General features: G+C 58.1%; 13 protein-coding genes. 7 read left to right on the top strand and 6 right to left on the bottom strand.

Features of this window, described 5'->3' with window-relative positions; all coding sequences use genetic code 11:
• Positions 1–63: 63 nt before the first annotated feature.
• From CKA38_RS12475 to CKA38_RS12465, 3 genes are read left to right on the top strand one after another with little or no spacing between them, the layout of a single operon-like run.
• The gene (locus tag CKA38_RS12475; protein WP_161554894.1) at positions 64–1,116 is read left to right on the top strand and encodes a sialidase family protein; all 1,053 of its coding nucleotides are present in this window, start codon (positions 64–66) and stop codon (positions 1,114–1,116) included.
• Positions 1,117–1,154: 38 nt separating this feature from the next.
• Entirely contained in the window at positions 1,155–2,528 is a 1,374-nt protein-coding gene (locus CKA38_RS12470) for an MFS transporter (protein WP_108825768.1), read from the top strand.
• A 44-nt stretch (positions 2,529–2,572) separates the two neighbouring features.
• Positions 2,573–3,475, top strand: coding sequence for a peptidyl-alpha-hydroxyglycine alpha-amidating lyase family protein (locus CKA38_RS12465; RefSeq protein WP_108825767.1), 903 nt, complete (start codon positions 2,573–2,575; stop codon positions 3,473–3,475).
• A 91-nt stretch (positions 3,476–3,566) separates the two neighbouring features.
• On the opposite strand, the gene CKA38_RS12460 is transcribed toward CKA38_RS12465, so the two are convergent.
• Positions 3,567–4,367: a helix-turn-helix domain-containing protein gene (locus CKA38_RS12460; protein WP_108825766.1), complete on the bottom strand. Its 801-nt coding sequence runs from the start codon at positions 4,365–4,367 to the stop codon at positions 3,567–3,569.
• A gap of 349 nt (positions 4,368–4,716) precedes the next feature.
• On the opposite strand from CKA38_RS12460, the gene CKA38_RS12455 reads away from it, so the two are divergent.
• From CKA38_RS12455 to CKA38_RS12440, 4 genes are all read left to right on the top strand, one after another.
• On the top strand, positions 4,717–7,560 hold the full coding sequence (locus CKA38_RS12455; protein ID WP_161554893.1) for a TonB-dependent receptor: 2,844 nt from the start codon (positions 4,717–4,719) through the stop codon (positions 7,558–7,560).
• Positions 7,561–7,568: 8 nt separating this feature from the next.
• Positions 7,569–8,996, top strand: coding sequence for a sulfatase-like hydrolase/transferase (locus CKA38_RS12450; RefSeq protein ID WP_108825764.1), 1,428 nt, complete (start codon positions 7,569–7,571; stop codon positions 8,994–8,996).
• A gap of 195 nt (positions 8,997–9,191) precedes the next feature.
• Positions 9,192–11,039, top strand: coding sequence for a transcription elongation factor GreA (greA, locus tag CKA38_RS12445; RefSeq protein ID WP_108825763.1), 1,848 nt, complete (start codon positions 9,192–9,194; stop codon positions 11,037–11,039).
• Positions 11,040–11,114: 75 nt separating this feature from the next.
• Positions 11,115–11,813: a LysE family translocator gene (locus CKA38_RS12440; RefSeq protein ID WP_108825762.1), complete on the top strand. Its 699-nt coding sequence runs from the start codon at positions 11,115–11,117 to the stop codon at positions 11,811–11,813.
• A 34-nt stretch (positions 11,814–11,847) separates the two neighbouring features.
• Here the strand turns inward: CKA38_RS12440 and CKA38_RS12435 are convergent, their stop codons facing one another.
• From CKA38_RS12435 to gcvH, 5 genes are all read right to left on the bottom strand, one after another.
• The gene (locus CKA38_RS12435; RefSeq protein ID WP_108826582.1) at positions 11,848–12,486 is read right to left on the bottom strand and encodes an NUDIX hydrolase; all 639 of its coding nucleotides are present in this window, start codon (positions 12,484–12,486) and stop codon (positions 11,848–11,850) included.
• 179 nt (positions 12,487–12,665) lie between these two features.
• Positions 12,666–14,237, bottom strand: a complete 1,572-nt coding sequence (locus CKA38_RS12430; RefSeq protein ID WP_108825761.1) for a DUF3300 domain-containing protein — start codon at positions 14,235–14,237, stop codon at positions 12,666–12,668.
• A 175-nt stretch (positions 14,238–14,412) separates the two neighbouring features.
• Positions 14,413–15,387 (bottom strand): magnesium transporter CorA family protein, encoded by a 975-nt coding sequence (locus CKA38_RS12425; RefSeq protein WP_161554892.1) that lies wholly within the window; start codon positions 15,385–15,387, stop codon positions 14,413–14,415.
• 39 nt (positions 15,388–15,426) lie between these two features.
• Positions 15,427–16,413, bottom strand: a complete 987-nt coding sequence (gene corA, locus CKA38_RS12420; RefSeq protein WP_108825759.1) for a magnesium/cobalt transporter CorA — start codon at positions 16,411–16,413, stop codon at positions 15,427–15,429.
• A gap of 29 nt (positions 16,414–16,442) precedes the next feature.
• Complete coding sequence (gene gcvH, locus CKA38_RS12415) at positions 16,443–16,826, bottom strand: glycine cleavage system protein GcvH (protein ID WP_108825758.1); 384 nt, start codon at positions 16,824–16,826, stop codon at positions 16,443–16,445.
• Positions 16,827–16,829: the final 3 nt, after the last annotated feature.

Raw genomic sequence — 16,829 nt, 5'->3', positions numbered from 1 at the left:
TCATGTCAGATCGATTCGCGGGCAGATTGCATAATTAAACCCAAAACTCACAGGCACCCTTCCATGACATCGTTAAAAACCTTCCGGCTTGCCGCCTTTTATTGCATCGCGATGCTCTCCGCCGCATGCGCCGCTCCGCGATGGGAGATCGTCAAGAGTGGTTTCATTGAACCGGCGCCGCCCGTGGCCGAGGTGCACTCGTCCTCAATCGTGGAAATTGCGCCCGGCAAATTCATCGCCACTTGGTTTGGCGGCAGCAAAGAGGGACATGATGACGTGGAGATATGGGTGTCCCGCTATGAAAACGGCGCATGGACACCAGGCGTTTCGGTTGCCAACGGCGTGCAATCCGACGGCAAACGTCACCCGACTTGGAATCCGGTTCTTTACCGGGCGGCAGACGGGCGCGTTATTTTGTTCTTCAAAGTCGGCCCCTCGCCAACGGATTGGTGGGGTGAGTTGCTGGTTTCGAGGGACGGCGGCGCAACATGGGGAAATCGCTCGCGCCTTCCGAAAAATCTGGTGGGGCCTGTCAAAAACAAGCCGGTGCGCCTCAAGGACGGCACGCTGCTTTGCCCGAGCGCGCGGGAATACAACAAGAACGATTGGGCAATCTGTTTTGAGCGAACCGATGACTCGCTCGTCGATTGGAAAAAGAGCGATGATGTCGCCGACCCGAAAAAATTCCGCTCGATCCAACCAACTATTTTAATCCAACCGGACGGCTCACTCATGGCGCTTTCGCGCAGTGCGAACCGTGAAATATCGCGCACGTGGTCGCGTGACGGAGGCAAGACTTGGACGCCCCTTTCCGGCACCGGCATCGCATCGATAAACTCCGGCATTGATGCGATTGCCCTGAGGGAAGGCGGCATGCTGCTTGTGTATAATCCGCGAGTCGCCTCGGACAAATCGAAATGGGGCGCGCGGTGTCCGCTCGTCGTCGATTACTCCATGGACGGAGAGGCATGGGAGCGCGCAATCACACTTGAGAATGTCCCCGTGCGCAACGGTTACGCCTATCCCGCGATCATCCAGGCACAGGACGGACGCGTGCATATCACCTACACGTGGAACCGCGCGCGCATAAAACATGTGGTGCTCGAACGCAAATAAGCAACCGCGCCACCCCACCCTTTTAAACACATCCCCGCATGTCCCCTGAAAAACCAAGCAAACCCCAACGTGTCGTCGGCCCGAATTATAAATGGGCCGTGGTGGCGATGTTTTGGTGCATTTGTTTTTTTAACTACGCGGATCGCCAGGCGATCTACGCCGTTTTTCCGGCGCTCAAAACAGAATTCGGCTTCGATGCGGTGCAGCTCGGCTTGATTGGGTCGGCGTTCATGTGGGTGTATGCATTCGGCTCGCCGTTTGCCGGATTCATTGCCGATCGCGTTTCACGCAAGCACCTCATTCTCGGCGGGTGCCTGTTCTGGAGCGCAATCACGGTGATGACCGGCTGGTGCAGCAAGCTCTGGCATTTTGTCACGGTGCGCGCGCTCGAGGGAGTCGGCGAAACGTTTTATTTTCCATCGGCCATGTCACTGATGGGCGACTATCACAACCGGAAGACGCGGTCGCGCGCGTTCTCGCTGCACCAGTCGAGCGTTTACGCCGGCACCATTGGCGGTGGCTGGCTCGGCGCGTGGTTCGCCGAACACCACGGCTGGCGCTGGGGATTTTATCTGTTCGGCGCGGCGGGCATGCTGCTCGCGCTCGTGCTCTATCGCTTCCTGCATGACCGCGCGCGCGGTGCGGCGGAACGCGAGGAAGCCGAAACATTAAAAGCTGAAAAAGACCGGCAGCCGGAGCAGCCGCAACCAGCGCAGGCCGCGGTTGACGAGACTCCGCCAACCGTGTTCGAAACGGCCAGGATTATATTGCGCAAACCCACCGTGTGGCTGCTTCTGGGCGGATTCATGGCGGCGAATTTTGTCGCGACAATTTTCCTCACATGGACGCCCTATTTCTTGGTTGAAAAGTTTCACTTCCGACTGACAAACGCCGGCCTTTCAGGCAGTGTGTTCATCCATCTGGCAAGCGCGATAAGCGTGCCATTCGCCGGCATTCTTGCGGATCGGTGGGCGGCGCGACATCCCGGCGGGCGCATGCTGGTGCAGGCAACCGGGCTTGTCTGCGGGATTGTTTTTGTGGGGCTTGTCGGGCTGACAAACAATGTCACGCTGCTCCTCGTTGCGATGGCGTGCTTCGGCATGTGCAAGGGTTTTTATGACTCGAATGTTTTCGCATCCGTTTACGATGTGGTCGAGCCACGAGCCCGCGCCAGCGCCGCGGGACTGATGAACATGGTCGGCTGGGGTGGCGGCGCGCTCGGCCCGCTTGCGGTCGGGCTGGCCACAAAATACGGCCGCCACGCCGATCCGGTGGCAAACATGAGCGAGGCGATCGCGTTCGGCTCGGTTGTTTATCTCGTCGGCGCGGTTCTTTTGATTCTCGCGGGCCTGGTTTTTGTAAAACGCGACATAGTTACGCGCGTGGCGCGCCATGAGATCACAACCCATTAAACCTCTCATATTTTCAAGACTTCGATTTTATTATAAAATTTATCATGAGCGAAACGACAACAGCAATTGGTCAAATTTATCAAAACGCGCGAATCGTCGACGGCAGCAAATGGCCCCGCCTGAATTATAAACCGGATCCGTTGTGGCCAAGACTTCCCGACAACACCACTTTCGAGGAAACCCCGGGGATCGCCGTCGACTCCCGCGAGCACGCTTATGTTTTTCACCGCGGGGAAAATCCCCTCATGGAGTTTGCGCCCGACGGCACTTTGCGACGCGCGTGGGGCAACCGCATGTTTGTCTGGCCGCACAGTGTCAAACTTGACCCCGAGGGCAACATCTGGGCGGTCGATGGCGGCGGCCACATGATTGTTAAAATTGATCCCGCCGGCCAAGTTCGCATGGTGCTCGGGCGCAAGCAAACCCCCGGTGAAACCGAGGAAAATTTCAACCAGCCCACCGATGTCGGATTTGGTCCGCACGGCGACATCTACGTGACCGATGGTTACGGAAACTCGCGCGTGGTGCGTTATACAAAAGAGGGGCGCTTCATAAATGCGTGGGGCCGCAAGGGAACCGGCCCCGGCGAGTTCGACATGCCGCATTCCGTCGTGGTGGATCGCACGGGGCGCGTTTATATAGGCGACCGCGAAAACTATCGCATTCAAGTTTTCACACGCGAAGGCGAATATATAACACAATGGGATCAATACGGCTCGCCGTGGGGCATGTGCATAACTCCCGACGATTACCTCTTCATGTGCGACGGACACGCCAACCGCGTTGTGAAATTGACACTCGACGGCAAACTCGAAGGCACATTCGGGGTTCCTGGAAAAATGCCGGGAGAATTCGGTTATGCGCACCAGATCGCCGTGGCTCCAAGCGGAAATATATACATCGCCGAGATAGTAAACTGGCGTGTGCAGAAATTCATCCCGCGTTGAGCGAATAATAAGCGGCCCTGCGGGCGCCGCGAATTGCGACAGTCTGGCAACCGCCCTACCCTCCGGTCCAGTCACAATCGCGCCTGGGTGATCAGAATACCGTGTTTCCTTGCGCGCGCCCGTCCGCCGTCGTGCTTCGCCATTCCCGGGGCAGCATTTTATAATGCCTGCGGAAATGCTGCGCGAAACGCGACACATCACGATATCCCACGCGCCGGGCGATTGTCGCGACCGGAAGGCCGGTCGATGCAAGCAGTTCCGCTGCTTTTGCCATGCGCAATTTTTGCAAATGCGCCTTGAAGCTGAGACCGTAATGCTGCCTGAACAAACGGGAGAGATTTCCCGGGCTGGTGAAGGCGATTTTTGCCGCAACCTCCTCCAAGCGCAGCGGGCAATGCAAATGCGCGGCTATGTGCGCCTCCGCGAAATGAAACGGCTCGGTGCCCTTGCTGGTTTTTTGCTTGCGCGCCGCCAACCGCGCCCAGTTGGCCTCGGCATGGCAGCGCGCCGCATCCTCGGCGGCGGCGGCATCGCTGCGGGCGATTGTTTCGAGCAAATACTCATGTTCGCCAATGAGCGTGCGCGGGTCGGTGACATATTCCTTGAAGCCGCGCTCGTGAAATTCGGAGAGCCCGTTCCACACAATTTTCCAGACTTCGCGCAAAAAGGGAACGCCGGCTGCCTCCATTATTGTTTCGTGCAATTGCGCGTCCGCATTGCGGAAGCCCTCGTAATCACGCTTGCGCGCCGCCTTGTTCAGGCGTTTCGCAATTTCATGCAATGCGTCGATCTGCTCGTGCTTGCCCGCCAGTTGCACCGCGGCACAGCGCGAGCCGAAGCCCTCGATCAGGGATCGGAGCGATGAGAGTCTGCGAAGTTCGTCGTCTGTCATAACTGTAAAATATTTTCGCCTTATAGTTTTTAAAAATATGCGAAATCAAACAATAATATATGCGGGGCTGGGCATTCTATATTCGGACGTTTGTCACTGCTTGAAAATAAAAATCAAATGCTGGATAAAAACAAGCGTAATTACCGAACTAGGCAAATCGATTCAACGCCCGGCAATCAAATCCCCCTCCCAAAACCCGATTCTTACCATGAAATCCCCGCACCCACAGTCGCCAATACCGTCTATATTCTCTTTGTCCGCGGCCCGCGCGGCGCTGACTCTTTTTGCAATATTATTTGTTCTACTGCCGCGCATCCCGGCACAGCCGGCCGGCTCGGGCAGTGGCACCATGACGGGCCGAGTTTCCAACGAGGCGACCGGCGCGTATCTTGAGGGCGCGACAGTCAGCGTCCGGGCGCTGAATCTGCGAACCACAACCTCGCGAGAGGGAGAGTTTTCATTTTATCGGATTCCCGAGGGCACGCACGTGATCGAGGTTTATTACACGGGCCTCATGCCTTGGTCGAAGACGGTTAATGTGACTGCGGGGGCGATGGTGGATTTGCCAATCGAGCTAAAGGACGCGGACGAGATTGTGCGCTTGGAAAAAATCGTCGTCACCGGCGAGCGCGAGGGAAACGCGGCGTCAATCACACGGCAGCGCAACGCGGAGAATGTCGTCAGCGTGATTTCAATGGATGCCTACGGAAATGTGGCCGACGGCAATGTGGGAAATTTCCTCCAAAACCTACCCGGCCTCGCGGTAAATATCGAAGCGGGCGATGTCATTGGCGTCAGTGTGCGCGGCACGCCTCCAGATATGAATTCGGTGACACTTGACGGCACGCGCTCATCCTCGCCGACCATCGGTGTGATGCCACAAGGCGACCGCGCGATGCTTGTCGACCAGATTCCCTCGGACTCAATCAAGGAAATTGAAATCACAAAAGGAAACCGTCCCGACATGCCCGCGGACTCATTGGGCGGCTCGGTGAATCTCGTGACAAAATCCGCCTTCGATTATCGCAACCGGGTCATCGATTATCGCGCGGGCGCGAACCTCAACACCTATCGCTCCAGCACACCGGTTACGCCGACTGCCGCGATCAGCTATATGGACACCTTTTTCGGCAGGCGGCTCGGTATCGCCTTTTCGGCGAGCTATACCGAGACGGTGAGCCATCGCGACCGTGTGCAAGGCGCGTATCTCGTGAAAGGCCAGCCCATCAACAGTCGCGCGCGCTATCTTGACGACACCAACACGAGGAGACGCGGCGGCATAAGCGCCAACTTTGAATACCGTTTCAACAAAACGCTGCGCACTTGGGTGAAGCTCGCCGGAACCTATTATAATTTCCATACTGAACGCCTGAGCTTTAACACAAACGCAACCGGCAGCCGCCGGGTTGCCGATTATAACAAAGTCAGTCGCGCCGACATTGAAGCAGGAAAAACCCCTCGGACCGCGAGTAATCAGACAGCCGGCATCGCCCCCGGATACACCGGGACCTTCACGGAATTGTTAAACGCCACCTTCACATCGTGCGCGGCGGAAGAGCGGCGTTACCAAAGAACATTCAAGGCGGCCCTTGGCGGTGAGAAAAAATTCACGGATGGTCTTGTGACCACTGAGTTTTCCTACAATCCCGGGCGGGCAACCAACAATTACCTTGCCCTTAACGCAACGTTGCCCGGCATCGGCATGGCGATCGACACAACAGACCGCGACCGCCCCAAGTATACGCAAACCATAGGTCCCTCCATCGCATACGGCAGCAATTTTAATTTATACAAGGCCGAGTGGATTGAGCAACCCGACCGCACCAAGGACGACATCACAAACTATCGCATTGATGCGGAAAAAACACTGCGTGTATTTAATAATCCGGTGAAACTAAAGAGCGGTTTCGACATGCGCCACCAAACCCGCTGGATGCTCAACACCTATCGGCCAAAATGGTATTACGTCGGCGTTGACGGAGTGCAGGGCGTCAATCCCGACACCAGCATCAATGACGACAACCTGTCCGGTTTTCTGAAAGGCTCGAAAAGCTACGGCCTTTTTGACGGGCATTACGAGGGAATGGATCAACTCGATTTCGATCGGTTTCGGAGCCACTTCAAGACACATCCGGAGCAGTTTTCCGAAAACGGCACCACGGTTTCAAAAAAGGCGATTCCCGGCGAATCGCGGGAACTGGTTAACGCCGGATACATTCAGGCCACTTCAAGTATCGGACCGCTTACCATTCTGGCCGGAGTGCGCGCCGAGGAAACGCGCGTGAAGGCGCGGGGCTCGCTTTCCGATCCATACAATCCCGACCAAACAACAATTGAGCGAAGGGGAAGCTACTCCAAGGTTTTCCCGAGCGTGCATGTCACCTACAATGTGGTGCGCAATTTCGTGCTGCGCGCCAGTTACTCGACCTCGTGCGGACGTCCGGAAATCAAGGAATTGATTCCCTACACAACCGTGACCTACCGGGGCGGGGTCGATGATGACGGCACCGTGGTTTCCTCGAATCCAAGTCTGAAGCCGCAATACAGCAAAAACTACGACCTTAGCATTGAGTATTACCTGGAGCCGGCCGGCGTTATTTCCGCCGGTGTTTTTCGCAAGGACATTACCGATTTCATCGCCACGACCCATCGCATCATCGGGGAAGGTCCGGGCAACGGGTTCGACGGACGCTATGAGGGCTTTACCTTCACCACCAGGGACAACATGGGAGACGCGCGCATCGACGGCCTGGAGCTTAATTATAATCAATCGCTTCACTTCCTTCCGAAGCCGTTCAAGGGCCTGACACTCTGGGCCAACTACACCCGGCTCAACACTTCGGGCACCAATGCCGCGGGCGAGGAAAGTCCGCTGGTCGAATTTGTGCCCACCACCTATAATGCCGGAATTGTATATAAAATCGGCAAGCTCACACTCCGTGCCACCCATCACTTCAAGGGCAGTTATTATTTCCGCTTCTCGGCGGCGGCAACAGCAGGCACCTACAAGACGGACGACCCGACCTGGGATTTCAACGTCCAATACCGGCTCAACTCGAGGCTCAACTTTTTTGTGGATTACCTGAATGCCTTTAATCATTCGCCCGATTGGTATGTGGGGGATCGCTCCCGCACTTATGTCACCGAAGTCTATGGAGCGCGCCTGAACATGGGCATCAGCGGGCGTTTCTAAATTAACAAATGACGCACCGCCGCCGATTGATTATTGCCTCGCTCGCCGGATTGGCGGGAAGCGCCGCCTCGGCCGCCGGCGCCGCTTCCCCGCCTGCCCTCAAACGTCCGCCCAATATTGTGGTGATATTGGCGGACGACTTGGGTTATGCCGACCTCGGCTGCTACGGAAACCCCGGCAAGCCGACACCGCGCCTGGATAAAATGGCCCGCGAGGGAATGCGTTTCACCGACTTTCATGCCAACGGCCCGATGTGCTCGCCGACTCGCGCGGCATTTCTCACGGGACGCTATCCCCAGCGCGTTGGCATTGAGTCCGCATTGCCGATCATGGAATTTCCAGCGGAGCGGCATGGGTTGCCCGCGAAGACAGTCACGCTGGCGCAGCATTTGCGCGCGGCCGGGTATGAGACAGGACTGTTTGGCAAATGGCATCTCGGACATCATCCCGACGAGAATCCGGTGCGTTTCGGGTTCGGTGAATTCCGCGGGCTCATTTGCAGCGAAGGCGATTACTCGGCCCAAATCAATCGCGCGGGCCTCCCCGATTGGTGGGAAAACGAAGTGCTGAAGCCGGAGAAGCAGCCCGGCAACACCACGCGCCTCATCACCGACTATTCCATTCAATTCATCCAACGGAACAAGGCCCGTCCGTTTTTTCTCTTTGTTTCGCACGCGGCCATCCATTTTCCCTGGATGCGCTCCAGCGACGAGCCCCATCGCAAGCTGGGCAAAGGCTATTACGGCATAACCAATCCCGCCGACAGTCGGCTCGGGCCGCATGTGGGCGGGCCGGAGTTGCGCGAAGTCGTGCAGGAGATGATTGGCGATGTGGACCGCAGCACCGGACGAATACTGGACCCCCTGCGACAGCTGGGACTGGAAGGTGACACGCTGGTGATTTTTACCTCCGACAATGGCGGTTACCTTGAGTATCAAGGGCGGTATCGCGGGGAGATTTCCAACCATGGAGCATATCAAGGCGGCAAAATGTCCCTTTTCGAAGGCGGGCATCGGGTGCCTGCAATCGCCCGCTGGCCCGGACAAATCCCCGCCGGCCGGACGAGTGCGGCAGTGGCGATGACCATGGACATTGTCCCGACTGCGCTGGAGCTCGCGGGTGTGCCTCTGCCCGAAACCAAGGTCCTGCATCCTGATGGAGTCAGCTTGGTGAAACACTTGCAAAAAGAAGATGCATTGCCCGAACGGTCGGTTTTCTGGCGTTTCCGCGGACGGCGGGCCGTGCGTTCCGGACCGTGGAAGCTCCACCTTTCCAAGGAAAATGCGCCCGCGCTGTTCAGGCTGGACCAAGACCCGGGGGAAACTCGCAATCTGGCAAAAACCGAGCCGGCGATTGTGGAACGGCTAACCCGCGAGATAACCGAATGGGAGCGCGATGTTGACCGAAGCCTGGCCAATATCGGGCGAACGCCATGAGGTGTTGCCGAACGCATTCCCGCTTTTCCCCGCATTGTTTCTCCGGACGGCGCGCGCTCTAATGTCAAAAAACGACGGGTTTGAAAAACAAAAAACTCAAGAACTCGTCCAAATTTCACGAACTGGAGCCGCTGGGTTGACATGTGCGCCGCAGTAGCGTTTGACTCTCAGATTCTCAAAACTGAACTGACCATTATGAATTCGGAAGCTGTCAACGCGCTCATCGCAAAAAATCCCACGCTCAAAGCGTCCAAAGCCAAGCTCGAGGCCATGAAAGCCGGCAGCTACGTTATCCACAACAGCTGGGGTTTCGGCCAGATCAAGTCCTACAACGAGGGCTCGCAACGCCTCATCATCGATTTCCTTGAGAAAAAAGGCCACTCCATGGACCCCGCCTTTTGCGTGAACACCATGCAGGTGCTTAACGAGAAACACCTCCTCGTTCGCAAACAGACGGAAGCCGCCACGATCAACAAACTTATCACCGAGGCGCCCGCGGAGCTTATTGTCGAGGCGCTGAAATCCTACCCCAACCACGCCACGACCGCCATCGACCTCGAGCTCACCCTCGCGCAAGTCGTCGGCCAGCCCGCGTTTAAAAAATGGTGGACCGCCGCCAAAAAAGCCATCGCCCGCGACCCGCGCATCGTCATTCCCGAGAAAAAAACCGAGTGCTACATTCTTCGCGAGGTGCCCATCGCCGCCGAGGATGAGATTGAGGACGATTTTAACGCCACCCGTTCCGCCCGCCGCCGCATCGCGCTCGCCGAGGAACTCCTGCACACGCTTACCGCCTCCAAAAACACCAAGAAGGATGTCAGCAAGGTTCTCGACGCGGTCACCGAGGCCGTAAAAAGCAGCAACCAGCTTGACTCCGCGCAAAAACTCTACGGCGCGCACATCCGCGACTCGCTCGCACGCCATGCCGGTGTCGACGTGACCACGCTTGAACCCTCGCAAGGCGCGCTCGTTGCAAACCAGCGCGAACTCGGCTCCATCGCCGAAAAAATCCCCGTCCAGTTCCAGGGCAAGTTCCTCGACCTCGTCAAGGAAACCCATCCGGGCGATTACATTGAAATCACCTTCGGCCTCCTCAAAAACAGCCAGGGCAAGTTCACCACCGAATGCATCAACTTCCTTGTGGAGAACGAGCAGTCGCAAAAACTCGCCGAGACGCTCAAGCGCTGGCAGACCGAGCAAAACCTTCGCGCGCCGGTTCTCCAATGGATCATCAAGAACCGCAACTCGAAGAAATTTGCCAAGCTCCTTCAGGACCTCATCGCTCCCCGCCTCCTGAGCTCCATTTTCTACGCGATCGATTACGAGGCGCTTCAAGCCGCGTCAGCCCGCCGCATTCCGCTGGCGGAAATGCTCAGCGACGACCTTGAGCTCATCGGCGATCTCCTCCGCGAGGCCGACCCCGAAACCGCCCGAGACCTCGCCAGCGCGCTTCTCCTCAACCAAGGTTTCGAGGAGCTCACCAAGAAGTCGCTCCTCGCCCGTTTCATCAAAATCTTCCCGGCCATCCAGTCGCTCGTCGCCAGCGATGCCGAAAGCAAGGAGGAGCAGCTCCTCGTTTCCCGCGAAAGCTACGAGCGCAAGCGCGAGGAATACGAAACCATCAAATCGAAGAAGATTCCGGAAAACTCCCGCGCCATCGCCGCCGCCCGCGAGCACGGCGATCTCAAGGAAAACTCCGAATACAAAATGGCCAAGCAGGACCAGCAGGTGCTCATGGCCCAGAAGGCGCAGCTCGAAAAGGAAATCGGCCGCGCGCGCATCACCGACTTCACCGAGGCCACCACCGACCAGGTCAGCGTCGGCAGCGTCGTGGACGTCAAGACTGCCTCCGGCAAAAATGCGAGCTACACGATCCTCGGCGCATGGGACAGCATCCCCGAGCAAAACATCATTGCCTACAAAACGCCGCTCGGCCTTGCCCTTCTTTCCAAAAAAGTTGGCGACACCATCACCGTAAAAATCGGCAACGCCGAGGAAACCTACACCGTTACCGCCATCTCACGCTACGTGGATGCCAAGTAACACGACCCAGCACTCCCTAGTTCCGCAGGCCAACAGAAAACACACTGCTGGCCTGTTTTTATTGTAACCGGCGCCATGATGGACCTGACACCTTTCGCCCAAGGTTTGGGAGCCGGCATTGCGGTGTGCGTGGCGATCGGGCCCATCGCGATTTTAATCCTGCGCCGCACGATGGCGGACGGCCGGCTCGCCGGCCTCGTGTCGGGCTTCGGCGCGGCAACGGCGGATGCCATCATCGGGGCGATCGGCGCGCTCTTTCTTTCGTGGATACTCCCGATTCTCGACGCGCACAACACCGCGGTGCAGTTCGTCGGCGGCGGCGTGGTCATCTCGATGGGCATCTTCCTGCTTTGCACTCCGCCGCGCATCAAGGAGGTCAAGCGCCCCGTGCATGAGCGCAACCTGATTGTCGCCTACTTCTCGACATGCGTGCTCACCTTGTCGAACCCCATCACGCTGTTCAGTATGACCACGATCATCGCCGCGACAGGCATGGGCGGCCCCGACACAAACCACATGCACGCGGCGATGCTGGTCTCGGGAATCTTCGTCGCCTCAATGGGCTGGTGGGTGCTTCTTTGCATGTGCGCGCACACGGTGTCGCGCCTGCTCGGTCACGGATTCCTGCGCAGGCTAAATATGATCGCCGCCATCATCGTGATCATCTTCGGCGTGTGCATGGTCGTGAACCAGGCACAGAAAAAACTCTACCAAGCCCAGCGCCATCATGCGTCGCCACCGCCGGAGCAGGTGGCTCCGGTTGACGGACAATGAGATTCGGACGCGCCTCGAACGCGCCGCACTCATTTCAGTCCCGATCAAAATCCGCCGGCAAATCCGGATTGCGATGATGCTCAAACATTCTGGCGATTTGCGCCGTTGTAACCCGGCTGATTGACAGTTCAGGGATCTCCTGTTCGCCAAAAAAACCAACCGAATCAGTCTCCTCGCCGGCCGTTTCCGTTCCGCCCACAATGGCGCACAGCATGAACATTTTATAAATGTGAAAGGCATACGGCGGTTCGTGCGCATGCTTTTCGCGATCAAACACCGCCAGAATTTTCAACGCGCGGGTCAGCAACCCGGACTCCTCATGAATCTCGCGCACGACATTCTCCGCCGGAGACGCGCAGACATCCGCCCACCCTCCCGGCAGCGTCCATTTGCCATCCTCACGCTCGCGCACCAGCAACAATTTGTCGTCGCGAAAAACAACGCCTCGAACATCCACCTTGGGCGTGGCGTAACCCGTTTCGTTCTCCAGCAAACCAAGTATGGCGGACTGCTCCATGCCTGAACCCTCGGCGAGCATCTCGGCGGCCAACTGGCGAATCGCCTTGTAGCGTTCAATGTCGTAGAAATCCTGGGTAAAAGTGAGTCCGGTTTGGGCGATGGCTTGAAGCCGCTTGCTCCACTCAAGCCAGCGTGTGTTTGGGTGCGACTCCATGATATCCGACACTCATGGATGAGCCGCTCGTTCGCGACAAATCCAAAAAAGCGCACCATGGCGTGGATGGCGCATCCCTAATCTTGGCAATACCCAAACAGGGCGCTTGCGCCGGAACGGCGATTTTCAAGTCGCCGCTCCAAATTGAAAAACTGCGTCAGGAAAAACGTCTTTGTTTTTTACCGCCGGCCTCCGCGGGAACTCGATCCCCCGGATGAACGCGGCGTCGGGGACGGCGCGCTGCGTTGCGACGGGCCCGATGAGGAGCGCTGTTGGTAGGATGAAAACCTGGATGACGACGATGAGGATCTTGCCTCGGAACCACGGCTCGAGCCGCGGTCCGAACTGCTCGAACTCCGGCTGCTGCTGTTGTCGCTACGCGAACTGTTTCTGCTGCTGGAGCTGGACGTGGTGGTGGTGCTTTGCGTCTCCGAACTGCTGCTCGAGGACGACGTCGATCTTGAAGACGAGGATGAGGAAGAAGACGACGAGCGCGGTGTGTCGGTCTGCTGCTGCGGTGGCGGCGACGGCCTGCGCGTGGCGCCGGAATTGCGCGAGGACGTGGCATCCCTGTTGCCGCGGTCCGCATGCGTTCTCGAAACTTCGCGAGACTGGCGCGGCTGGGTTGACTGGCGTCCGTCCACATCCGTATTGCGGGGCCGGCGCTGGCGCGTCACGCGCGTGCTGCCTGTGTTTTCAGGCGCGGTTGTTGTTGTGGTGAGATCCGTCCGCGAGCTGCCGCGATTGTTGGTGACACGGGCCGGCCTTTGTTTTGAAGACGGGCGTGTCGACGTGCCCGCCTTGGGCTGGGATGGACGGCGGCGGTCGTCGGATTTGTTTACGGAAGGCGGGCCTTTTTTTCCGGACGACGGGCGGCGCTCCGTGTAATTGCCGGCATGCCGCGACGGACGTTTTCCGGAGGATGGCTTGACGGAATCCTTGAAGTGCGGATCGCTGATGACGCGGCGCGGGCGCTCGACGTGGCCGGGGCGGTGCGGAGGCGGCCTGTTGTGCGCGATTCCATGCCCGGGTTTCGGGCGCCATGTGTGCTGATGGACATAGCGCGGCGGATGCGGCCGTCCGGCGTGGTGAATCCAGGGTGGACGATGAAAATGGGTCGGGCTCCACGCGCCGACCCATACGCCGCCCAGCGCCCAGTTGCAATCGTATCGGAGCCACGGGCCGCACGACCAGGCGGGGCCAAAACCCCAATAATAACGCGACACATAGATCACATCGGGATCGTAGCGCGGTATGTAGATTGTCTCCGCCACGGTCGGGATGATGCGGATGTAATTGGGTTCCTTGATGACGGTGAGCTGCGAGGTCGATTTCAGGTTGCCGAGCGCATGGGCGCGCGCGCGAAGGCGTTGAATCGCAGACATCACGTCCTCGGATTGCGCGACAAAGGTCACGCCGAGCTGCCGCGTCCATTCGAGGTTTTCATCCATCCAGTTCAACACTTCGGGATAATGCGCGAGCGTGCGCACGCTTTCATCCCAAAATTGTTTTTCGACCTGATCCAGGGTTCCGCCGTTTTCGAAATAACGCGCGGCAAGCACGATTTCGGTCGCGTATGTGGACGCGGGCAATATGACGCCGATTAACGCGTCGGGATAGAGTGCGATGGGGCCGACCAGCGTCTCGACTTCGGCCGGCGTTAACTTTGGCACATCGACTTGCACGGTATTCGCCGCGAGTGGACATGCTAACAGGAGGCACAGAACAACGAGAAGTTTGGGCGTTTTCATGTGATGCGCGGGTTGGTTGCAGAGTCTGACTCCGTTTCCTCAAAAAAGATGCACGTCATTTTCACCTATAAGCAAACGTAATCGGCCGCGCGTTTTGCAAAGACACGAGTTTCGGGGGCGTTTTGCATGCGAAAAACCGCTTGCGCGCAAGGCGCTTCCCCGCGGTTCGCCTCGTTCACAACCACTTCTTGCAGCGCATGAAAATCCATACGCCAACCGTGCCCAGCAACGCCGCCACGGCCGCGCATAGATAACCGTAGCGCATTTTCAGCTCGGGCATGTCGTCGAGAAAATTCATGCCATACCAGCCGCCGATGAGGATCGTGGGAAACGTGAGCGCGGTGATCGCGGTCATCACGCGAATGCCGGCGTTCGCCTCGTGGTTGGTTTTGTTGAGAAAAATCCGGAACGACAAAATTAACTGGTCGGAAAGCGACGCGGCCTGCGTCTCGATGCGCCCGAGTTCCTCCTCCAAGTCGCGCATATACGGCAGCATCACGTTGCGAATGTATCTGTTTTTGCCCTGCGCGAGCTCAAGCGCGACGGCGCGCTGCGGGCGCACGATCTGGCGCAATTGCGAGAGTTGCTTGCGCAACGCCACGATGCGCGGGAAAAGCTCCTCGGCGTCGATGCGCTGGATCACGCGCTGCGCGAGCCCCTCGACTTGAAGGCGAAGCGTCTCAAGGAACGGTTTGTAGCCGTCAACCATGCCGTCGAGAATCGTGTGCGCAAAACGATCCGGGCCGCGCACCAGCGCGGAGGAGGTCTTCGACATGCGCTCGAGCACGGACTCGATCACGGGCTGCGGGGCGCGATGGTAGGAAACGAGAAAGTTCCTCCCCACAAACAGGTCGATTTCGTTCGTCTTAAAAAGCTCCTCGTCGTCGCAAGTGACCGCGTGCATGACGAGGTGCATGCAGTCGTCATACATTTCGACCTTGGGGACGGGCGCGTCGCTCACGCAGTCCTCGATCGCAAGCGGGTGAAAGTGGAAGGTTGAGTCGAGAATGAATTTGATCTCCTCGTCGGTCGGATTCGAGAGATCAACCCACAGAAGCGCGCCGGGCTCCTCGCGCACCGCGGCAAGCGTCTCCGGCGCGGGATTGAGCGCCGAGAATTTGTTTCCGCGATATACGAGCGAGGTGATCATTCCACATTCTCCATTTTTCATTAGAGCGCGCGGCGCGCGTCATATCCAGCGGCGGCGTTTGCACCAAAACCAAATCACGGCGGTAATCACCAGGGTGACGCCGATTGCGATTGGATAGCCAAACGGCGTTTTCAGCTCGGGCATGTTTTCAAAGTTCATGCCATACCAAGTGCCGACAAGCGTCGCGGGGAGCGTGAGCGCGGTGAGGGCAGTGAGCGTCTTAATGCCTTCGTTTGCCTGAAAGTCCGATTTGTTCAGGTAGAGATCAAACGAGATCAACAGCTGGTCGGCGTAAGTGGCGGCCGTTTCATCAATGCGAATCAGGTTGTCTCGAAGGTCGCGGAAATAAGGCAGCGTGGCGGCGCGTATGTTTTTGCTGCCGCCCATCGTCAGGCGCCCGACAACCTCGCGCAGCGGCCGGATAATCTGGCGCAAATGGTTTATCTCCGAACGCACCTCGATGAGCTTGGGGATGAGGGTCGTGGCGCGCCGTCCGTCCGTTTCCTCGGAGAGAACGTTCTCCTCGATCAGGTCGAGCTCGTTGCGCAACTCGTCCGTGACCGGCTTGAAGTTGTCGATGAGCGCGTCGAGCAAAAGGTGCGCGAGCCGGTCCGGGCCGCGCGCGATCACGCCGCCGATAAAACGGGCGCAACGCTCAAGCACCGACTGGACGACGTGCATCCTGGCGCGGTGAAACGTGACCATGAAGTCGCGCCCGAGGAAGAGATTGATCTCGGTTGTATTGAATTTTTCAATACGCGTGGGATCGACGCAGTGCGCGACCAGGAAGAAGTAGTCGTCGTAATCCTCGATTTTTGGAAGCGAGCTGGGCGCCACGCAGTCCTCGATTGCGAGCGGGTGAAACTGGAAGACGCCCTCGAGGATGGCCTTGGTTTCATCGTCCGTCGGGTCCTCAAGATCAACCCAGATCACAAGCCCCTTGTCGGCGCGCACAAGCCGGAGCGCCTCGACCTCCAGGTCGCGGCCCACGAGCTTGCCTTCGCTGAATATGAGGGAACGGATCATGTGCTCCGGGTTTGTCGCGGACCGCCTTGTCAGGCGGTCAGTTTTGCGTATGCCTCCGCGTCGAGAAGCGCGGCGGTGCTTGCGGGTGAATCCATGCGGATCTTCAGCATCCATCCATCGGTGAACGGCGCCGTGTTCACCAAGTCGGGCGATGCGTCGAGCGCGGCGTTGACCTCGACAACCGTGCCGGCCACCGGCGCGTAAAGGTCGGACGCGGCCTTCACGGATTCAACAACGCCAAAACTCTCGCCAACCTTGAACGCGGCGCCGGCCTTGGGTAGTTGCACATACGTGATGTCGCCGAGGCTGCCTTGCGCATAGTCGGTGATGCCGATGGTCGCGATGCCGTCGGCGTCAATTTTGAGCCATTCGTGGGACTCGGTGTATTTGATATCTTGGGGGAGGTTGCTCATGGT

This window comes from Ereboglobus luteus (assembly GCF_003096195.1).
Lineage (GTDB): Bacteria > Verrucomicrobiota > Verrucomicrobiia > Opitutales > Opitutaceae > Ereboglobus > Ereboglobus luteus.
The sequence above is the reverse complement of the archived record's forward strand: the minus strand, read 5'-3'. Positions and strand labels throughout refer to the sequence as shown.

What these genes read in the sequence shown, in the direction of transcription:
- CKA38_RS12460 (WP_108825766.1), bottom strand. Translation starts at nt 4,367, where the DNA reads ATGACAGACGACGAACTTCGCAGACTCTCATCGCTCCGATCCCTGATC.
- CKA38_RS12425 (WP_161554892.1), bottom strand. Translation starts at nt 15,387, where the DNA reads ATGATCACCTCGCTCGTATATCGCGGAAACAAATTCTCGGCGCTCAAT.
- corA (WP_108825759.1), bottom strand. Translation starts at nt 16,413, where the DNA reads ATGATCCGTTCCCTCATATTCAGCGAAGGCAAGCTCGTGGGCCGCGAC.
- CKA38_RS12470 (WP_108825768.1), top strand. Translation starts at nt 1,155, where the DNA reads ATGTCCCCTGAAAAACCAAGCAAACCCCAACGTGTCGTCGGCCCGAAT.
- gcvH (WP_108825758.1), bottom strand. Translation starts at nt 16,826, where the DNA reads ATGAGCAACCTCCCCCAAGATATCAAATACACCGAGTCCCACGAATGG.
- CKA38_RS12440 (WP_108825762.1), top strand. Translation starts at nt 11,115, where the DNA reads ATGATGGACCTGACACCTTTCGCCCAAGGTTTGGGAGCCGGCATTGCG.
- CKA38_RS12450 (WP_108825764.1), top strand. Translation starts at nt 7,569, where the DNA reads ATGACGCACCGCCGCCGATTGATTATTGCCTCGCTCGCCGGATTGGCG.
- greA (WP_108825763.1), top strand. Translation starts at nt 9,192, where the DNA reads ATGAATTCGGAAGCTGTCAACGCGCTCATCGCAAAAAATCCCACGCTC.
- CKA38_RS12475 (WP_161554894.1), top strand. Translation starts at nt 64, where the DNA reads ATGACATCGTTAAAAACCTTCCGGCTTGCCGCCTTTTATTGCATCGCG.
- CKA38_RS12435 (WP_108826582.1), bottom strand. Translation starts at nt 12,486, where the DNA reads ATGGAGTCGCACCCAAACACACGCTGGCTTGAGTGGAGCAAGCGGCTT.
- CKA38_RS12465 (WP_108825767.1), top strand. Translation starts at nt 2,573, where the DNA reads ATGAGCGAAACGACAACAGCAATTGGTCAAATTTATCAAAACGCGCGA.
- CKA38_RS12430 (WP_108825761.1), bottom strand. Translation starts at nt 14,237, where the DNA reads ATGAAAACGCCCAAACTTCTCGTTGTTCTGTGCCTCCTGTTAGCATGT.
- CKA38_RS12455 (WP_161554893.1), top strand. Translation starts at nt 4,717, where the DNA reads ATGACGGGCCGAGTTTCCAACGAGGCGACCGGCGCGTATCTTGAGGGC.